Genomic DNA, 16,961 nt, shown 5'->3' on the forward strand with positions numbered 1-16,961 from the left:
GATTTGGGGTGGGCCGGTGAGTGCATGCCTTGAGGTTTGCACCCCTGCCCCCCAAAAAAACCAATCAACGCAAAACCTGCGAATACCCCTCCGCCATCGCCACCACCACCTTGCGCTTCCCGGTAAACGGCGACCGCGCATGGGCCGCAAGCATGTTGTCGAGCATCAACACATCATTCTCCAGCCAAGGAAAACTGACCGTGCACTCATCCAGCACCCCACGCACTTCATCGAGCAGCGAATCCTCAATGGTCGAACCATCGCCGTAATACACATTCCGCGGCAGGTCCTCCTCCTCGACAATGTCCATCAGCGACTCACGCACCTCCGGCTGCAGGTTCGAGACATGGAACAGGTGCGCCTGGTTGAACCAAACGTCCTCCCCCGTCACCGGATGGCGCGCCACCACCTGGCAGCGCTGCCGGGTGCGCAGTTCGCCATCTTCCTTCCAGATGCATTCAATGGCATGCGCCCGGCAGTACGCCTCGACCTGGCGTGGGTCTTCGGTGTTGAACACCTGCGACCACTCCACATCCAGCCCATTACCGTAGTTGCGCACATACATCAGCCCCTTCTCGACCAACCGCTCGCGAATACGCGCCGGCATCCGCCGGTAGACCTCGCGGCTGTCGGCAATGGGCGTCTCACCCCCGGTCTCGGCAGGGATCACGCTGTAGAACCAGATCTTCATCGGCCATTCGAGGGTATAGGCCTGTTCGTTGTGCAAGGGGATGCTCTGGTGCGCCGGGTATTCGGTCGAGGTGTACACCCCTTTGGTCACGTTGCTGCGCGGCGTGGAGCCAAACTCGTAGTTGAGCAGCGGGTGGCCGAAGGCGGCAGCGAACTGGCGGAAAGCCTCGGCCCCACCCACCTGGAAGCCCCTGAACAGGATGCCGCCCGCATGCAGCAGGTGGCGTTCCACCAGCGGCTTCAGTTCTTCGAATGCGTCGAGCAGGTCGATGCCGGGCTCTGGCGCGCGCACCAGCAGCGGCAGGTCGCCGCGGGCGGCGTCCAGGGGTTCGATCGCAAAGCTCAGCAATTCACTCATGTACCGTCACCTCAAGCCAGGGCCGCCATGGCGGCGAAATCGGATGCTGCGCCATCAGGGCGCCTGACTAGATGAACGAGCGTGCCCGGCAGAAATTCACCCGCCCCCACTCACAAGGTAAAGCGAACGCGCGCCGGTTCGTCTGAACGATGTGCACCCTTTTATCGTCCAGGAACCTTACATGACTCGCCAGCTTCTGCTCCTCGCCCTGCTTGCTGCGGCCCCTGCCGCGGCCTGGTCGGCCGAGGACTGCGCCGTAGAGATCCGCGGCACCGACCAGATGACCTTCGACAAGGCCGAAATCACCGTACCCAAGGCCTGCACGTCGTTCACCATCACCCTCGCCCACCCCGGCCAGATGCCCAAGAGCGTCATGGGCCACAACTGGGTACTGAGCACCCAGGCAGACATGCAAGGCGTGCTGGACGATGGCCTGAAGGCCGGTGAGGCACAGGATTACGTGAAGCCAGGCGACACCCGGGTGCTCGCCCATACCCGCCTTATCGGCGGCGGTGAAACAGACAGCGTCACCCTCGACACCCGGTCGTTGAAGGCCGGGACCGCCTACAGCTTCTACTGCTCGTTCCCGTTCCACAGCACCTTGATGAAGGGCACCCTGGCCCTCGGGAGCTGACCCCGCTGCGCCGCCCACCCCCACTCCATCACCGAGATCGCGCTTCATGAAAACGTCTTCCCCCGGGGCCATCCGCGAATTGCTGGGCCTGCTGAAACCCTACCGCCCGGCGGTCATCGTCTCGGTGCTGCTGGGCATGGTCGGCGGCTTGGCCGTGACCGCGCTGCTGGCCACAGTCAACCAGGGCCTGCATGCCGCCGACGGCATGAGCCAGGGCGTGATCCTGGCCTTCGCCGGCCTGTGCGTACTGGCACTGGTGAGCAGCGTGGCCGCCGACAGCGGCACCAACTACGTCGGCCAAAAGGTCATTGCCCGGCTGCGCAAAGACCTGGGCGCCAAGGTGCTGTCTGCGCCCATCGAGCAGATCGAGCGCTACCGCACCCACCGCCTGATCCCGGTGCTGACCCGCGACGTCGACACCATCAGCGACTTCGCCTTCGCCTTCGCGCCGCTAGCGATCTCACTCACCACTGTGATCGGCTGCATGGCCTACTTGGCCTGGCTGTCGTGGCCGATCTTCCTCATCACCCTGGTGGCGATCGGCATTGGCAGCGCGATTCAGTATGTCGCCCGGCAAAAAGGCGTGGCCGGCTTCAACGCCGCCCGCGACGCCGAGGACAACCTGCAAAAGCACTACTCGGCGATCGCCGAAGGCGCCAAGGAGCTGCGCATCGACCGCCGCCGCCGCCACGCCATGCTGACCCGCAATATTCAGGGCACGGCGGACTTCATCGCCAACACCCACATCCGCTCCATCAACATTTTCGTGGCAGCCAAGAGCCTGGGTTCGATGCTGTTCTTCGTGGTCATCGGCCTGACCCTGGCCTTGCAATCGCTGTGGCCGAGCAACGACCCAGCGGTGATGAGCGGCTTCGTGCTGGTGCTGCTGTACATGAAAGGCCCGCTGGAGACGCTGATCGGCAACCTGCCGATTCTCGGCCGCGCCCAGGTGGCGTTCCGCCGCATCGCCGACCTGTCCGAGCGCTTCTCCTCGCCCGAACCGCACCTGCTGCTGGACCAGCCGGTCAAACGCAGCGCCCCGGGCAGCGCCCACCTGGAGCTGCACAATGTCGAATACGCCTACCCACCGGTGGACGGCAAAGAACCGTTTCGCGTGGGGCCGGTGAACCTGAGCATCGAGCCGGGCGAGATTCTGTTCATCGTCGGTGAGAACGGCTGCGGCAAGACCTCGCTGATCAAGCTGCTGCTGGGCCTGTATACCCCGCAGCGCGGCGAAGTGCGCCTGAACGGCGTGGCAGTCGGGCCGGAAGGGCTGGATGATTATCGCCAGCTGTTCACCACCGTGTTCGCCGATTACTACCTGTTCGAAGACCTGCCCGAGCACGAGCACAGCCTGCCGAGTGATGCCACGCGCTATCTGGAGCGGCTGGAGATTGCGCACAAGGTCAGCGTGCGCGATGGCGCGTTTACCACCACCGACCTGTCGACCGGGCAGCGCAAGCGCCTGGCGCTGGTCAATGCATGGCTGGATGGCCGGCCGGTGCTGGTGTTCGACGAGTGGGCGGCCGACCAGGACCCGACCTTCCGCCGGGTGTTCTATACCGAGCTGCTGCCGGACCTGAAGCGGCTGGGCAAGACCATCATCGTGATTTCGCATGATGACCGGTACTTCGATACGGCGGACAAGGTGGTGCACCTTAGCCGCGGGAAGGTGGTTGAGGCGCTGGAGCCGGCGTGAGATAGCGTTGTGAGGGCTTGAGGGGCGGTCAGGGTAATGACCGCCCTTTTTTGTGCGCGCTGAGAATGCATGGGCGCAGCAAGGGACTTGTCTTGGTATTTATAGCGCCCGGGAGATCGAGCGCCGCGCGGGCGGCGCTCGATATAGGCACCCCTGCAAAACTAAAGACAGGCACATAGTTGCCTTCACCCTAGCGCCCGACGAACACATCGCAGCCATCCGCCCACAACATTTCGCGAAAGGCCCGTCAGTCCGCCAACTGGTCAACCCTCTATATCCGCACTGATGGTGCATTACAAGGGCTGGCTGAACACGCCCCGCAAGCGCCAGCCCCGCCTGGCGCTGCAGGCGAGTAGAAGTCAGAACAACCAGCGATACAACAGATACGCCACCACCACCGCCAACACCGGCCGCAGAATGCGGTAAGCCTTCGGATTGGCGCGCTTGAACTGCTTCACATGGCTGCTGATCTTGTTGCTGAAGCGCTTGCTCCAGGCATACGCCTGGTTGATCCCGCCAACGCGCTCGTCGTCGGTGTTCTGCGGCGCAGTGGCGCGGCCGAGGAAGGCACTGACCTGGCGGTTGATGCGGGTCATCAGCGGGCTGCTCAGCGGGCGCTCGATGTCGCAGAACAGGATCACGCGGGTGACGTCGGTTTCGTTCTTGACCCAGTGCACGTAGGTTTCGTCGAACATCACATCCTCACCGTCACGCCAGGCGTATTCCTCACCGTCGACGTAGATGCGGCAAGCATCGGAGTTAGGTGTGGCCAAGCCCAGGTGATAGCGCAAGGAGCCGGCGAACGGATCGCGGTGCGGGTTCAGGTGGCTGCCGCCTGGCAGCAGGGCGAACATCGCGCCCTTGACGTTGGGGATGCTGCTGACCAGCTCGACGGTGCGCGGGCACAGGGCTTCGGCCGATGGCAGCGGTTTGTCGTACCACTTCAGGTAGAAGCGCTTCCAGCCCTTCTTGAAGAACGAACCAAAGCCTGCGTCGTTGTCTTTTTCAGCAGCGCGGATATAGCCCTCGTCGAACAGGCGCATGGCCTCTTCGCGGATGTCCTGCCAGTTGTCCTTCAGCACATCCAGCTCGGGGAAGCGCTGGCGGTCCAGGTAGGGCTTGGACGGCACGCCGGAGAACAGGTACATCAGGGCGTTATACGGGGCGAACAGCGCCGAATGGTTGACGAACTGGCGCAGCACCGGCAGGCGCGCCTTGCCGCGCAGGTGCACGAAGAGCACGCTGCCGAAAAACACCAGCAGGACACCCGCCTTGGCTGCAAAGGAAAAGGTCATGCAACACTCCTTGGAAAGGAAACAGGCCTGCGCTGCCTGCTCCCAAAAAAATCATCCGGCCATCATAAACCCATCCCGCCCCGGTACAAACAACCTGGGCGGGATCTGAGTCATGAAGATTTTGCAATAAACCGGATCACCGAGTGTTGCGCCTGGTCAGCGGACGGGGCGTTTACTGCTGGTTTTCCTGCTCGCTGAACAGGTCGCTGAACAGCATGCTCGACAGGTAACGCTCGCCCGAGTCGGGCAAAATTACGACGATGGTCTTACCCTGCATCTCCGGTTTTTCAGCCAGGCGCACCGCTGCCGCCATTGCTGCGCCACAGGAAATACCGCACAGAATGCCCTCCTCCTGCATCAGGCGGATGGCCATGGCCTTGGACTCTTCGTCGGTCACCGTCTCGACCTGGTCGACGATGGAGAGGTCGAGGTTTTTCGGCACGAAGCCTGCGCCAATGCCCTGGATCTTGTGCGGGCTGGGCTTGAGTTCTTCACCGGCCAGGGTCTGGCTGATTAGCGGCGAGGCCAGCGGCTCCACCGCCACCGACAAAATCGACTTGCCTTGGGTGTGCTTGATGTAGCGCGACACGCCAGTGATGGTACCGCCCGTACCCACACCCGCCACCAGCACATCGACTGCGCCGTCGGTGTCGTTCCAGATCTCGGGGCCGGTGGTTTTTTCATGGATCGCCGGGTTGGCCGGGTTTTCGAACTGGCCTGGCAGGAAGTACTGGGCCGGGTCGGAGGCGACGATTTCGTTGGCCTTCTCGATCGCGCCCTTCATGCCCTTGGCCGGCTCGGTCAGCACCAGCTCGGCGCCCAGCGCCTTGAGCACCTTGCGCCGCTCCAGGCTCATCGAGGCCGGCATGGTCAGGATCAGCTTGTAGCCTCGGGCGGCGGCGACGAAGGCCAGGCCAATGCCGGTGTTGCCCGAGGTGGGCTCGACGATGGTCATGCCGGGCTTGAGCTTGCCGCTGCTCTCGGCGTCCCAGACCATGTTCGCGCCGATCCGGCATTTGACCGAGTAGCCCGGGTTGCGCCCTTCGATCTTGGCCAGGATGGTCACCCCACGCGGGGCGATGCGGTTGATCTGCACCAGCGGCGTGTTGCCGATGGAGTGGGCGTTGTCTGCGTAGATACGGCTCATGGCAGGGGTCCTTGAACGTGAAGAAGCAGGGAAAGACTTCAAGGGTAAGCCTGCCCCGTTGGCCCGTAAAGCCTGTTCGAACTCCCGAGCGGCGCCTGCGGTCAACCGCACATCCTGCCTTGGAGAGCCGACAATGAAAGCTCGCTACCGCTGGCCGCTGGTAGGCCTGGCCAGCCTGGTCGTGCTGCTGGTTGCCCTGCACCTGGCCCTGCCCTACCTGGTACGCGACTACCTCAACGACAAACTGGCCGACATGGGCGACTACCGCGGCCAGGTCGTTGACGTGGACCTGGCCTGGTGGCGCGGCGCGTACCAGATCAACGGCCTGAAAATCGTCAAGACCACCGGCAAGGTCCCGGTGCCGCTGCTCGACGCGCCGTTGATCGACCTCTCGGTCAGCTGGCATGCACTGTGGTACGACCGCGCCGTGGTGGCCGAGGTGACCTTCGTGCGGCCCGAGCTGAACTTCGTCGATGGCGGCAGCAAGCAGGCTTCGCAGACTGGCCAGGGCACCGACTGGCGCCAGCAGCTGGAAAAACTGCTGCCCATCACCCTCAACGAAGTGCGCATTCAAGATGGCGTGCTGACCTTTCGCAACTTCACCTCCAAGCCGCCGGTCGACCTCAAGGCCACCCAGCTCGACGCGCGCATTCGCAACCTGACCAACGTGCGCAATGAGAAAGGCCGGCGCGACGCCAGTTTCGACGCCCATGCCCTGTTATTTGGCGATGCCAAGGTCGAGAGCCGCGCCACGTTCGACCCCTTCAGCGACTTCGACGACTTCGAGTTCCGCCTGCGGGCCACCGGCATACAGCTGCGCCAACTCAATGACTTCGCCAGTGCCTATGGCAAGTTCGATTTCAATGCCGGGCACGGCGACCTGGTGATCGAAGCGCAGGCCGAGAACGGGCGGCTCAATGGCTATATCAAGCCGCTGCTGCGCGATGTCGATGTGTTCAACTGGCAGCAGGATGTGCAGGACAAAGACAAGGGCTTCTTCCGCTCGGTGTGGGAGGCATTGGTGGGGGCGACTGAAACCGTGCTGAAGAACCAGCCGAAAAACCAGTTCGCCACCCGCGTGGAGCTTAGTGGCAGCGTGCACAAGCAGGATGTCAGCGCTTTCGAGGCTGTCTTGCAGATACTGCGCAACGGCTTTGTCCAGGCATTCAATGCGCGCTATGAGCAGCCTGCGCCCAAGTCTGACTGAAAGCGCGTGACGGGGCATTCAGGGACTGAATACCCGGTCTGCGTTTGCAGGCGTCTGGGGCCGGGGTATAGTCGCTGACAAACGATAAACATGTGTTGCCTGGGCCGACCCTTTCGCGGGGCAAGCCCGCTCCCACAGGGTTATGCAGTCTCTGTGCGTAGAGAACGGCCCAGGCACCCCGCAGAGGACACTCCCATGAAGTTCGAAGGCACCCGCGACTACGTCGCCACAGACGACCTGAAACTGGCGGTAAACGCGGCCATCACCCTCGAACGCCCGCTGCTGGTCAAAGGCGAACCGGGCACTGGCAAGACCATGCTCGCCGAGCAGCTCGCCGCCTCCTTCGGCGCCCGCCTGATCACCTGGCACATCAAATCCACCACCAAGGCCCACCAGGGCCTCTACGAATACGATGCGGTCAGCCGCCTGCGCGACTCGCAACTGGGTACCGAAAAAGTCCACGATGTGCGCAACTACCTGAAAAAGGGCAAGCTCTGGGAGGCTTTCGAGGCTGAAGAGCGGGTGATTCTGCTGATCGACGAAATCGACAAGGCCGACATCGAGTTCCCCAACGACCTGTTGCAAGAGCTCGACAAGATGGAGTTCTACGTCTACGAAACAGACGAGACCATCAAGGCCAAGCAACGCCCGATCATCATCATCACCTCGAACAACGAAAAAGAACTGCCGGACGCCTTCCTGCGCCGCTGCTTCTTCCACTACATCGCCTTCCCCGACCGCGCGACGCTGCAGCAGATCGTCGACGTGCACTACCCGAACATCAAGCAATCGCTGGTCAGCGAGGCGCTGGACGTGTTCTTCGACGTGCGCAAGGTGCCGGGCCTTAAGAAAAAGCCCTCCACCTCCGAGCTGGTCGACTGGCTCAAGCTGCTGATGGCCGACAACATCGGCGAAGCGGTACTGCGCGAGCGTGACCCGACCAAAGCCATCCCGCCGCTGGCAGGCGCCCTGGTAAAGAACGAGCAGGACGTGCAGCTGCTCGAGCGCCTGGCCTTCATGAGCCGGCGCGGCAACCGCTGACAGGAGCCGGTCATGCTGCTCAACCTGTTCAACGAAATGCGCGCGGCCAAGGTGCCGGTGTCGGTACGCGAACTGCTCGACCTGCTGAACGCCTTGCAGCAACGCGTGGTGTTCGCCGACATGGACGAGTTCTACTACCTGGCGCGGGCCATCCTGGTGAAGGACGAGCGCCATTTCGACAAGTTCGACCGGGCCTTTTCCGCCTACTTCAAAGGCCTGGAAAACCTCGACCGCCACCTCGAAGCGCTGATCCCCGAAGACTGGCTACGCAAGGAATTCGAGCGCTCGCTGACGGATGAGGAGCGTGCGCAGATCCAGTCCCTGGGCGGGCTGGACAAGCTGATCGAGGAATTCAAGAAGCGCCTCGAAGAGCAAAAGGAACGCCACGCCGGCGGCAACAAGTGGATCGGCACCGGCGGCACCAGCCCGTTCGGTTCGGGCGGTTTCAACCCCGAAGGCATCCGCGTGGGCGAGGCCGGCCAGCGCCAGGGCAAGGCGGTCAAGGTGTGGGACCAGCGCGAGTACAAGAACCTCGACGACCAGGTCGAGCTGGGCACGCGCAACATCAAGCTGGCCCTGCGCCGGCTGCGCAAGTTCGCCCGTGAAGGCGCGGCTGAAGAGCTGGATATCGACGGCACCATCGACCACACCGCCCGCGACGCCGGGCTGCTGAACATCCAGATGCGCCCGGAGCGACGCAACACCGTGAAGCTGCTGTTGCTGTTCGACATCGGCGGCTCGATGGATGCCCACGTCAAAGTCTGCGAAGAGCTGTTTTCGGCCTGCAAGACCGAGTTCAAGCACCTGGAGTATTACTACTTCCATAACTTCGTGTATGAGTCGGTGTGGAAGAACAACCTGCGGCGTACGTCGGAGCGCTTTTCCACCTTCGACCTGCTGCACAAGTACGGCGATGACTACAAAGTGGTGTTCGTCGGCGACGCGGCCATGGCGCCCTACGAGATCACCCAGTCCGGTGGCAGCGTCGAGCACTGGAACGAAGAAGCCGGGTATGTGTGGATGCAGCGCTTCATGGAGAAATTCAAGAAGATCATCTGGATCAATCCCTACCCGAAACAGGCGTGGGACTACACCGCGTCCACGCATTTGGTGCGGGATTTGATCGAGGACAAGATGTATCCGCTGACCTTGCAGGGGTTGGAGGATGGGATGCGGTATCTGTCGAAATAGAAAAAACCCACCCCTGCGGTGGGTTTTCGCAGCCCCGTGCACCTATTAGGCTCGACGCAAATACTGTAGGTTTTTATTAAGCAACTTGTTAGTCTCACCTGCCAGCCTTCCATAGGCCATCTGCAAAGCAACCAGGGATATCCGCGCCCTCTCACTTGTGCCTGGCTCTTGAGACCTCCAAGCAGCCTGAAGATAATGATTCAGTCTCTCAACATCGGACGGCAAGATACCTTCAGGTATTGGCTGACTAAGCATTGTACCGCTCTCAATAAATTCTGCTGCTTCCAACAAAGAAATAGTTTCTCTGACCAACTTTAAACGTGCCTTACTACGCTCGAATAAATTATCCGGAAGGGCCTTCAAGTGGGCAATCATTCTAGGACGCTTGTACTTTGGGTCCTCCAGACCTAACAGGCGTTCAAATTCAGAAAAATTAACGCCTGCTTGACGTCTCTCTTCTTGCAAGCGTTGACTTAACCACAACTTCGTTTGTTCCTGTCGCTGCGCGTTTGAAGGTCTACCGAAAAATACTTCACCAATCACTTTAGCGAAACGGGGCATACGACCGGTGGGATCATCACCGTTTATGGGGTCGCCCAGACAGTATCCATAGGCGTTGCGACCACCTTGGGCAAAGGGGCTGAGGGCATCCGGCGACAAAAAGCGCATCAATAGAGGGCTAAAATTTCTATGGCCATTGCCCAGTGGATAACACCCGGTCATGAAATCATACCGCTGACCATTGAAACTCACCCACGGTGCATGCTGCTTGCTGAAACCATAAGCCGTGTAAACCACAGGTCTCGCATCGTTTGCTAGTTTCATCGCCCCCCCATGCGCTTCACACACTGACCGAGGATTGAATTATCCCCCTCGTCATAAGGTTAAGTTCAACCCTATGAATCGCTACGGCCCAGTATTGAGTTAGTGCCAGCACTGGGCAACTGGTAAAAATGCCAGTCAGCCCATCTCATTGCCAGCGTTTGCCCCAGGCCTGATGCTCTTGCCACGCCATTTCCTGAACCACTGCCCTAAGCCGCACAGCCGCCCCCGGCATACACTGCGCCAGTTGCGTCAACGCCCCCAACCGCGGGTACCCACCAATGGTCTGCCTGTCATTGAGCAGCACAATCGGCTGCCCATCTGGCGGCACCTGCACCGCTCCGAGCGGGATCCCTTCGGAGATCATCGCCGCACTCTGATAGACCAGCTGTGGCCCAAGCAATCGGATACCCATGCGGTCTGCTCGGCTGTCTAAAGTCCAATCACTGTTGAAGGCTTCAAACAGGCTCATACCGCTGAAGTCACCAATCTGCGCGCCCATCACCAGGTCGAGCACAGGCTTTGCCGAATACACGGGTCGCAACGCTTCGGGCACTTCACGCAGGGCCGGTGCTGAACCCGCAAACGCGAGCACCTGCCCTTTGCCCAGCGCTTCCCCGCGCCCATCAATGCCGCCCAGCGCTTCACGGACAACCGTGGCGCAACTGCCCAGCACAGACTCTGCCTGGAACCCGCCCGGGGCTGCAAGATAGGCCCGCACGCCCTGCTTGGGCTGCTTCAGGGTAAGGCGCTGACCTTTGGCCAGGGCAAAACTGCGCCACGGTGCCAGGGGCTGTTCATCGACCCGCGTATCCAGATCGGCGCCCGCCAAGGCCAGTACGCAATCCTGCTCAGCCACCACGCTGAATCCGCCCAGCGCTACCTCGATCACCGGCGCCCCCAGCGGATTGCCCAGCAGCCAGTTGGCCCAGTGCATCGCCACCCAGTCCAGCGCCCCACCTTGGGTCACGCCCAGGTGACGCACGCCAAAGCGCCCGGCATCCTGCAACTGGCACAGCGCGGTGCTGGCTTCGATCTTCAACTGCGTCATGCCTGTGCCTCCAGCGGGCTGTCATCTCCGCCCAACGCCATGAACTCGGCGTGGGATACCGCCACGAAGCGCACCCGGTCGCCCGGTTGCAACAGGCTGTAGCCCTCGCGCTCACGGTCGAACAGGCGTACCGGGGTGCGCCCGATCAGGTTCCAGCCGCCTGGCGATACCGCCGGGTAAGCGGCGGTCTGGCGCTCGGCAATGCCCACGCTGCCAGCCGCCACGCGCTTGCGAGGGGTGCTCAGGCGCGGCGTGGCCAGGCGTTCGTCCACCAGCCCCATGAAGCCGAAGCCCGGCGCAAAGCCCAGGGCGAAAACCGGGTACTCGCGCCCGGTGTGCAAGCGAACCACCTCGGCCTCGGTCAGCCCGCTTCGGCTGGCCAAGGCAGGCAGCTCGGGGCCGACACTGGCGTGGTACCACACCGCAATCTCATGGCGCCGACCACTGTTGCCTGCATCAGGCTGCAGCCCCTCCAGCGCCTGGGCGATCAACGCCCTCGCCGTGCTCGGCGCCCCGTCGTATTGCACCATCAAGGTGGTGTAGGACGGCACCAGCTCGATCAACCGCTCGCCGAAGGCTGCACGCAAGCGCTGGCAGGCCGCGAGGATCCACGGCATGTTGGCTTCGTCGATGGTGTCGAACAGGCGCACCATCAGGCTGTCGATGGCGACCACTTCAATGCGCAGCTTCATGCCCGCTCCAGCGCATCGAGGGCTTGGCGGATCTGCCGCACCGCCGCCACTGAACTGTCGTTGTCGCCGTGCACGCACAGGGTGCTGGCCTGCAGGTGCAGCGCACTGCCATCGTCCGCCACCAGCGCTTCGCCACGGGCCAGGCGCAGCGCCTGCTCGACCACCAGCGCCGGGTCGTGATGCACGGCGCCAGGCAGGCGCCGCGACACCAGGTGGCCGCTGGCGGTGTAGGCCCGGTCGGCAAAGGCCTCGAACCACAGCGGCACGCCAATTTCGTCGCCCAGGGCCTGGGCTGCACGGTTATCGGCGGTGGCCATGAGCATCAGCGGCAGGCTGCTGTCGTAGGCCGCCACGGCTTCGAGCACGGCGCGCAGCTTGAGCGGGTCGGCCATCATGTCGTTGTACAGCGCACCATGGGGTTTGACGTAGGCCACCCGGCCGCCGAGCACCTTGCAGATGCCGTCCAGCGCACCGATCTGGTAGTGCAACAGGTCGCGGATTTCGTCCTGGCTACAGGCCATGGCGCGGCGGCCGAAGCCAACCAGGTCCGGGTAGGCCGGATGCGCGCCGATGGTCACCCCATGCGCCAGGGCCATTTCCACGGTGCGGCGCATGATGCCGGGGTCACCGGCATGGTAGCCGCAGGCGATGTTGGCGCAATCGATATACGGCATCACCTCGGCGTCCAGGCCCATGCGCCAACTGCCGAAACTTTCGCCCATGTCGCAATTGAGAAGCAGGCGTTCCACCACACGGACTCCCTTGTCGATGTTCATAGGCCTACCTTACCGTGACTGGAGTTGTTTGCCGCGTGTTTCCGGCAGGCTGAGCGCTGCCAGAATGACCACGCCATACGACACCGCAGAGAACACGCCAATACCCAGCCCCAGCGGCACCTTCTCGCCGAGCATGCCGATCAGCAACGGGAACAGCGCAGCGATGACCTTGCCGATGTTGTAGCAAAAGCCCTGCCCCGAGCCGCGGATGCGCGTGGGGAACAATTCGGTCAGGAAGGCCCCCATGCCGCTGAAAATGCCCGAGGCAAAGAAACCCAGCGGGAAGCCCAGCCACAGCATCACGCCATCGCTGACCGGCATCTGCGTGTACAGCAGCACGATGACGAACGAGCCCACGGCGAACAGGATGAAGTTTTTCTTGCGCCCCAGCAGGTCAGACAAATAAGCGCTGACCACATAGCCGATGTAAGACCCCACGATCACCATCGCCAGGTAGCCACCAGTGCCCAGCACGCTCAGGCCACGTTCGTTCTTGAGAAAGGTCGGCAGCCACGAGGTGATCGCGTAGTAGCCGCCCAGCGCACCGGTGGTCAGCAAAGAAGCGCGTACGGTGGTCCAGAGCATGCCAGGGGCGAAAATTTCGTAGAAGTGCGACGGCGCCTCGGCCTTTTCAGCGGCCTTGGCCTCGCGGTACACCTCGGGGTCCTTGACCAGGCGGCGCACGAAGATCACGAACACGGCCGGCACGATGCCCAGCAGGAACAACGCACGCCAGGCCTGCTCGGGTGGCAGGTAGGAGAACAGCAAGGCATAGAGGATCGCCGTCAGGCCCCAGCCGAGCGCCCAGCCCGACTGCACCATGCCCACGGCCTTGCCGCGGTGCTCGGCGCGGATCACTTCACCGATCAGCACCGCACCCGCCGTCCATTCGCCGCCAAAGCCAAAGCCCATCAGGGTACGGGCGATCAACAGTTGCTCGTAGCTTTGCGCAAAGCCGCACAGGAAGGTGAAGAACGCGAACCACAGCACCGTCAGTTGCAGGGTGCGAACACGGCCGATGCGGTCGGAGAGGATGCCGGCGACCCAGCCGCCGACAGCCGAGGCGATCAGGGTGCTGGTGTGGATCAGCCCGGCCTCGGCGGTGCTGATGCCCCAAATCAGGATCAGCGTGGGGATGACGAAGCTGAGCATCTGCGTGTCCATGCCGTCCAGGCCATAGCCGATCTTGCAGCTCCAGAAAGTACGCCGTTGCTGTTTGTCGATGTCGCGATACCAGGCGAAGGGCCCGGTCGAAGGAGGTGTAGCGACCTGCTGCTGCACGCCGGTGGGGTTCATGCTTGCCTCGGCTTGTTGGTATTGTTTTATGGGGCGACCAGATGCGTCGCGGCCTGGGCAACATTGTTCAGAGGCCGCGCGGCTTGCGTCCAACGAGAAAACCCCCCGGTCTGGAACAAGAAAAACTGATCATGAACCTTCGCTTTCTCGAAACCTTCGTCTGGGTCGCCCGGCTCAAGAGCTTCCGTCTGACGGCAGAAAAGCTGTTCACCACCCAGGCCTCGGTCTCCAGCCGCATCGCCGCGCTGGAGGCTGACCTGGGCGTCAAACTGCTGCTGCGCGATTCACGCGGCGTCAGCCTGACCCCAGAGGGCAGCAAGGTGCTGGAGTACGCCGAGCGTATGCTCGACACCGCCAAGGCCATGAAGCAGTCGCTGGACAGCGACCGGGCCAAGGTCGGGCGTATCCACATCGGCGTGATGGACACGGTGATCCACACCTGGATGAGCGCGCTGGTGGCCGCGTTGACCGAACGCTACCCGCAGGTTGAGATCGAGCTGGTGGCCGATACCGCGCTGAACCTGCGCGAGCAGCTGCAAAAAGGCTTTCTCGATGTGATCCTGCAGACCGACCTGTTGCGCGAACAGTCGATCCGCAGCCTGGACCTGGCGCGCTACCCGATGGGCTGGATCGTCGCTGCAGGCTCGCTCCAGCAGCGCGATTATGCCTCGCTGGCCGAGCTTGGCCGCGAGCGCATTGTGACCTTTTCGAAGAACTCGCGGCCGCATCAGGGGGTACTCAGCCTGCTGCAGGGCGCCGGGGTACAAACACCCCGCTTGAATTGCGTGAACTCGGTGGCGGCGATTACCCGGCTACTGCGTGATGGCTTCGCGATCGGTGCGCTGCCACCGGCGCTGGTGGATACGGAGCTGGGCCTTGGTGAGTTGGTGCTGCTGGAGGGCTTGCACCCCCCCCCGAGCCTGGAACTGGTGGTGGCCTGGCAGACCGGCGTGGCATTGGTGGATGAGGTGGTAGGGGTTTGCCGGCAGGTGCTGGAACAGTATGCGCGGGATGTGGGGGCTCAGAGAATCGTGCTGGTTGCACCTTAGGTGCTTGCCATTGGTTATGCTGTGTCCATGAGGCCCCAAGCAACCGCCAGAGCCCGGTGCAACCTCAGCGCCAGCTTTCCTTCACCACCCTGCGCCGCCCGCCCATGATTACCCAGCCAATGGCAAGCAACAGGCTCTCGACCACGAAGGCCAGCACAAATCCGGCACCAATGCCCCAGCCAATCGCTTCCGGCACCAGCAGTATCTGGTAGCTGTAGCCCTTCAGCGTTTCTTCACGCATTTGCGGGTCGGGCTGCACCAGCACATGCCAGGTGCGGCTGGCCCACGAACCCTGCAACGCCTGCCATTCGTTTTCCAGCAGTTCATTGCGGATCATCAGGCTTTCGATGCTGTTGGCATCACTGTTGAACACCGGGTCGTCACTGCTGCGGTAATGCCGCAGCAATGCCTGCAGGTCGCCATTGAAGAAGCGTTCGGCAGTCTGCTTGAAGCCATCAAGCGCCTGGCGCGACTCGAACAGGTGCGCTTCGACCCGCTGGCTGTAGTCGTTGATCAGCCCCGGAACCTGGATACCGGCCAGCAGGCCGAACGTGAACAGCAACAACCGCAGGTAACTTCTGAACATGCAGCGTCCTTAGCTCTGGCCTTGCGCAACGCACTCTCCGTGCCGCCACAGTGCCCATTGACCCGGCGCGTAACGCTGCCAGGTCTCGTTCTCGGTCAGGGCCTCGGTGGCAATCACCGTGACCACGTCATTGGGGGTCGTTTCGGTGTGAAAATCGACGATCAGGTCGACATCCTTCAACCTTGCAGCGCCAAAGGGTGCGCGACGGGTGATGTGCACCAGCTTGGTCGAGCAGAAGCAGAACAGCCAGTCGCCATCGCTGAGCATGCAGTTGAACACGCCCTTGCCACGGTAGCCGGCACAGGCTTCGACCAGCACCGGCAGCAGCTGTTCCACGGCGACCGGCTCTGGGAACGCTGCACGAATGCGGTTGAGCAGGTCGCAGAAGGCCGCTTCGCTGTCGGTGTCACCCACAGGCCGGTAGAAGGTGGCTTCACCCTTGAACTCACCCAATTGGCCGTTATGCGCAAAGCACCAGTTGCGGCCCCACATTTCGCGCACGAACGGGTGGGTGTTGGACAGGCAAACCCTGCCGACATTGGCCTGGCGGATATGGCCGATGACCACTTCGCTCTTGATCGGGTACCGCTGCACCAGGTTGGCCACTTCCGACTCGCTGCTCGCCGCCGGGTCCTGGAACAGGCGCAGGCCGCGCCCCTCATAGAAGCCGATGCCCCAGCCATCACGGTGCGGGCCGGTGCGGCCACCGCGCTGCATCAGGCCGGTGAAACTGAAAACGATGTCGGTGGGGACGTTGGCACTCATGCCCAGCAGTTCGCACATGCGCGTGTCTCCGGTTACAGACGAGGCTCGACCCGGCCGCCGCCAGCAGGTGCGGCAGGGGGATCGTTGCGGTAACGGTCGCGGCGTTCGGCCGACAAGGGGGCCTGGGCCGTGACGTCGGCATCCTCGACGGCCTGGCGCTTGGCGGCTGCCTCGGCTTGCTCGCGACGCTCACGGGCGCGCTTTTCCAGCGGCCAGCGCAACAGCACGAAGAGCAGGTAGAGGGCAAAGGCGATCATGCCGTACATGGCAAAGTCGGAAACCGCGCGCCAGGCGTTGTTGCCCACCTTGAAGGCAACGTCCAGGGCGGTGATGGCAATCGCCGGGGCAAAGCTGTCCTTGACCGGGTCGACGACGGTCGGGGTCAGCAGCAGCACCGCCAGGATCACCCGCAGCGGTTCGCGCAGCCAGCGCCACATCCATCCGGTGAGCTTGAAGCCCACCAGCAGGCAGCCCAGGGTGGCAAGGGCGTACAGGCCCCAGGCGAGGGTATAGTCGTTCTCGGTCATGGTGTTCGTGCAAGCCAGGCAAAGAGTTGCCTATGATAAACACTTTTCAGGGCGCAGGCGCCCCTCCGCTGTTCGGAGGCCCGCGCCGACCTCCCAGCCAAGAGAATGCAGATGCCCACCCAGCCCCCGCCCCCC

At 62.6% G+C, this 16,961-nt stretch carries 17 protein-coding genes; 6 read left to right on the plus strand and 11 right to left on the minus strand.

All coding sequences use genetic code 11. The features are described from left to right. Positions 1-64: 64 nt before the first annotated feature. A complete protein-coding gene (locus tag HU770_RS26345) occupies positions 65-1,048 on the minus strand; it encodes a TauD/TfdA family dioxygenase (protein WP_033699720.1) in 984 nt (327 codons plus the stop codon). Between the two features lie 181 nt (positions 1,049-1,229). On the opposite strand from HU770_RS26345, the gene azu reads away from it, so the two are divergent. Together azu and HU770_RS26355 are read left to right on the plus strand one after the other, a co-directional pair. Next, a complete protein-coding gene (azu, locus tag HU770_RS26350) occupies positions 1,230-1,682 on the plus strand; it encodes an azurin (RefSeq protein ID WP_186658502.1) in 453 nt (150 codons plus the stop codon). Between the two features lie 46 nt (positions 1,683-1,728). Beyond that, positions 1,729-3,381, plus strand: coding sequence for a cyclic peptide export ABC transporter (locus HU770_RS26355; RefSeq protein WP_095063770.1), 1,653 nt, complete (start codon positions 1,729-1,731; stop codon positions 3,379-3,381). A gap of 359 nt (positions 3,382-3,740) precedes the next feature. Here HU770_RS26355 and HU770_RS26360 read toward each other — a convergent pair whose 3' ends face one another. Then, positions 3,741-4,676, minus strand: a complete 936-nt coding sequence (locus tag HU770_RS26360; RefSeq protein WP_186666489.1) for an aspartyl/asparaginyl beta-hydroxylase domain-containing protein — start codon at positions 4,674-4,676, stop codon at positions 3,741-3,743. 172 nt (positions 4,677-4,848) lie between these two features. Continuing rightward, a complete protein-coding gene (gene cysK / locus HU770_RS26365) occupies positions 4,849-5,823 on the minus strand; it encodes a cysteine synthase A (RefSeq protein ID WP_033699727.1) in 975 nt (324 codons plus the stop codon). 133 nt (positions 5,824-5,956) lie between these two features. Here cysK and HU770_RS26370 point away from each other — a divergent pair, with 133 nt between their 5' ends. The 3 genes from HU770_RS26370 to HU770_RS26380 all read left to right on the plus strand — a co-directional run bounded on the left by HU770_RS26370 (position 5,957) and on the right by HU770_RS26380 (position 9,262). Then, on the plus strand, positions 5,957-7,030 hold the full coding sequence (locus HU770_RS26370) for a DUF748 domain-containing protein (protein ID WP_186658495.1): 1,074 nt from the start codon (positions 5,957-5,959) through the stop codon (positions 7,028-7,030). A 195-nt stretch (positions 7,031-7,225) separates the two neighbouring features. Next, on the plus strand, positions 7,226-8,071 hold the full coding sequence (locus HU770_RS26375) for a MoxR family ATPase (RefSeq protein ID WP_027594591.1): 846 nt from the start codon (positions 7,226-7,228) through the stop codon (positions 8,069-8,071). 12 nt (positions 8,072-8,083) lie between these two features. Beyond that, on the plus strand, positions 8,084-9,262 hold the full coding sequence (locus tag HU770_RS26380) for a VWA domain-containing protein (protein WP_186666491.1): 1,179 nt from the start codon (positions 8,084-8,086) through the stop codon (positions 9,260-9,262). A gap of 45 nt (positions 9,263-9,307) precedes the next feature. Here HU770_RS26380 and HU770_RS26385 read toward each other — a convergent pair whose 3' ends face one another. The 5 genes from HU770_RS26385 to HU770_RS26405 all read right to left on the minus strand — a co-directional run bounded on the left by HU770_RS26385 (position 9,308) and on the right by HU770_RS26405 (position 13,899). After that, positions 9,308-10,087, minus strand: coding sequence for an RHS repeat-associated core domain-containing protein (locus tag HU770_RS26385; RefSeq protein ID WP_186666493.1), 780 nt, complete (start codon positions 10,085-10,087; stop codon positions 9,308-9,310). A 145-nt stretch (positions 10,088-10,232) separates the two neighbouring features. Then, positions 10,233-11,135, minus strand: a complete 903-nt coding sequence (locus HU770_RS26390; RefSeq protein ID WP_186666495.1) for a biotin-dependent carboxyltransferase family protein — start codon at positions 11,133-11,135, stop codon at positions 10,233-10,235. After that, positions 11,132-11,827, minus strand: coding sequence for a 5-oxoprolinase subunit PxpB (pxpB, locus tag HU770_RS26395; protein WP_186658485.1), 696 nt, complete (start codon positions 11,825-11,827; stop codon positions 11,132-11,134). The genes HU770_RS26390 and pxpB overlap by 4 nt, the downstream gene beginning before the upstream one ends. Beyond that, complete coding sequence (locus HU770_RS26400; protein ID WP_033699740.1) at positions 11,824-12,603, minus strand: 5-oxoprolinase subunit PxpA; 780 nt, start codon at positions 12,601-12,603, stop codon at positions 11,824-11,826. Before HU770_RS26400 ends, pxpB begins: the two co-directional genes overlap by 4 nt. Before the next feature lie 9 nt (positions 12,604-12,612). Next, positions 12,613-13,899, minus strand: a complete 1,287-nt coding sequence (locus HU770_RS26405) for an MFS transporter (RefSeq protein ID WP_186658470.1) — start codon at positions 13,897-13,899, stop codon at positions 12,613-12,615. Positions 13,900-14,030: 131 nt separating this feature from the next. Here HU770_RS26405 and HU770_RS26410 point away from each other — a divergent pair, with 131 nt between their 5' ends. Further along, complete coding sequence (locus HU770_RS26410; RefSeq protein ID WP_186666502.1) at positions 14,031-14,948, plus strand: LysR family transcriptional regulator; 918 nt, start codon at positions 14,031-14,033, stop codon at positions 14,946-14,948. 64 nt (positions 14,949-15,012) lie between these two features. On the opposite strand, the gene HU770_RS26415 is transcribed toward HU770_RS26410, so the two are convergent. The 3 genes from HU770_RS26415 to HU770_RS26425 are packed head-to-tail and all read right to left on the minus strand — an operon-like array spanning position 15,013 to position 16,826. Next, the gene (locus HU770_RS26415; RefSeq protein ID WP_186666504.1) at positions 15,013-15,534 is read right to left on the minus strand and encodes a DUF2937 family protein; all 522 of its coding nucleotides are present in this window, start codon (positions 15,532-15,534) and stop codon (positions 15,013-15,015) included. A 9-nt stretch (positions 15,535-15,543) separates the two neighbouring features. Further along, a complete protein-coding gene (locus HU770_RS26420; protein ID WP_033699748.1) occupies positions 15,544-16,317 on the minus strand; it encodes a class II glutamine amidotransferase in 774 nt (257 codons plus the stop codon). A 14-nt stretch (positions 16,318-16,331) separates the two neighbouring features. Beyond that, a complete protein-coding gene (locus tag HU770_RS26425; protein ID WP_186666506.1) occupies positions 16,332-16,826 on the minus strand; it encodes an MFS transporter in 495 nt (164 codons plus the stop codon). Positions 16,827-16,961: the final 135 nt, after the last annotated feature.

Source organism: Pseudomonas sp. SWRI68 (assembly GCF_014269165.1).
GTDB lineage: Bacteria > Pseudomonadota > Gammaproteobacteria > Pseudomonadales > Pseudomonadaceae > Aquipseudomonas > Aquipseudomonas capeferrum.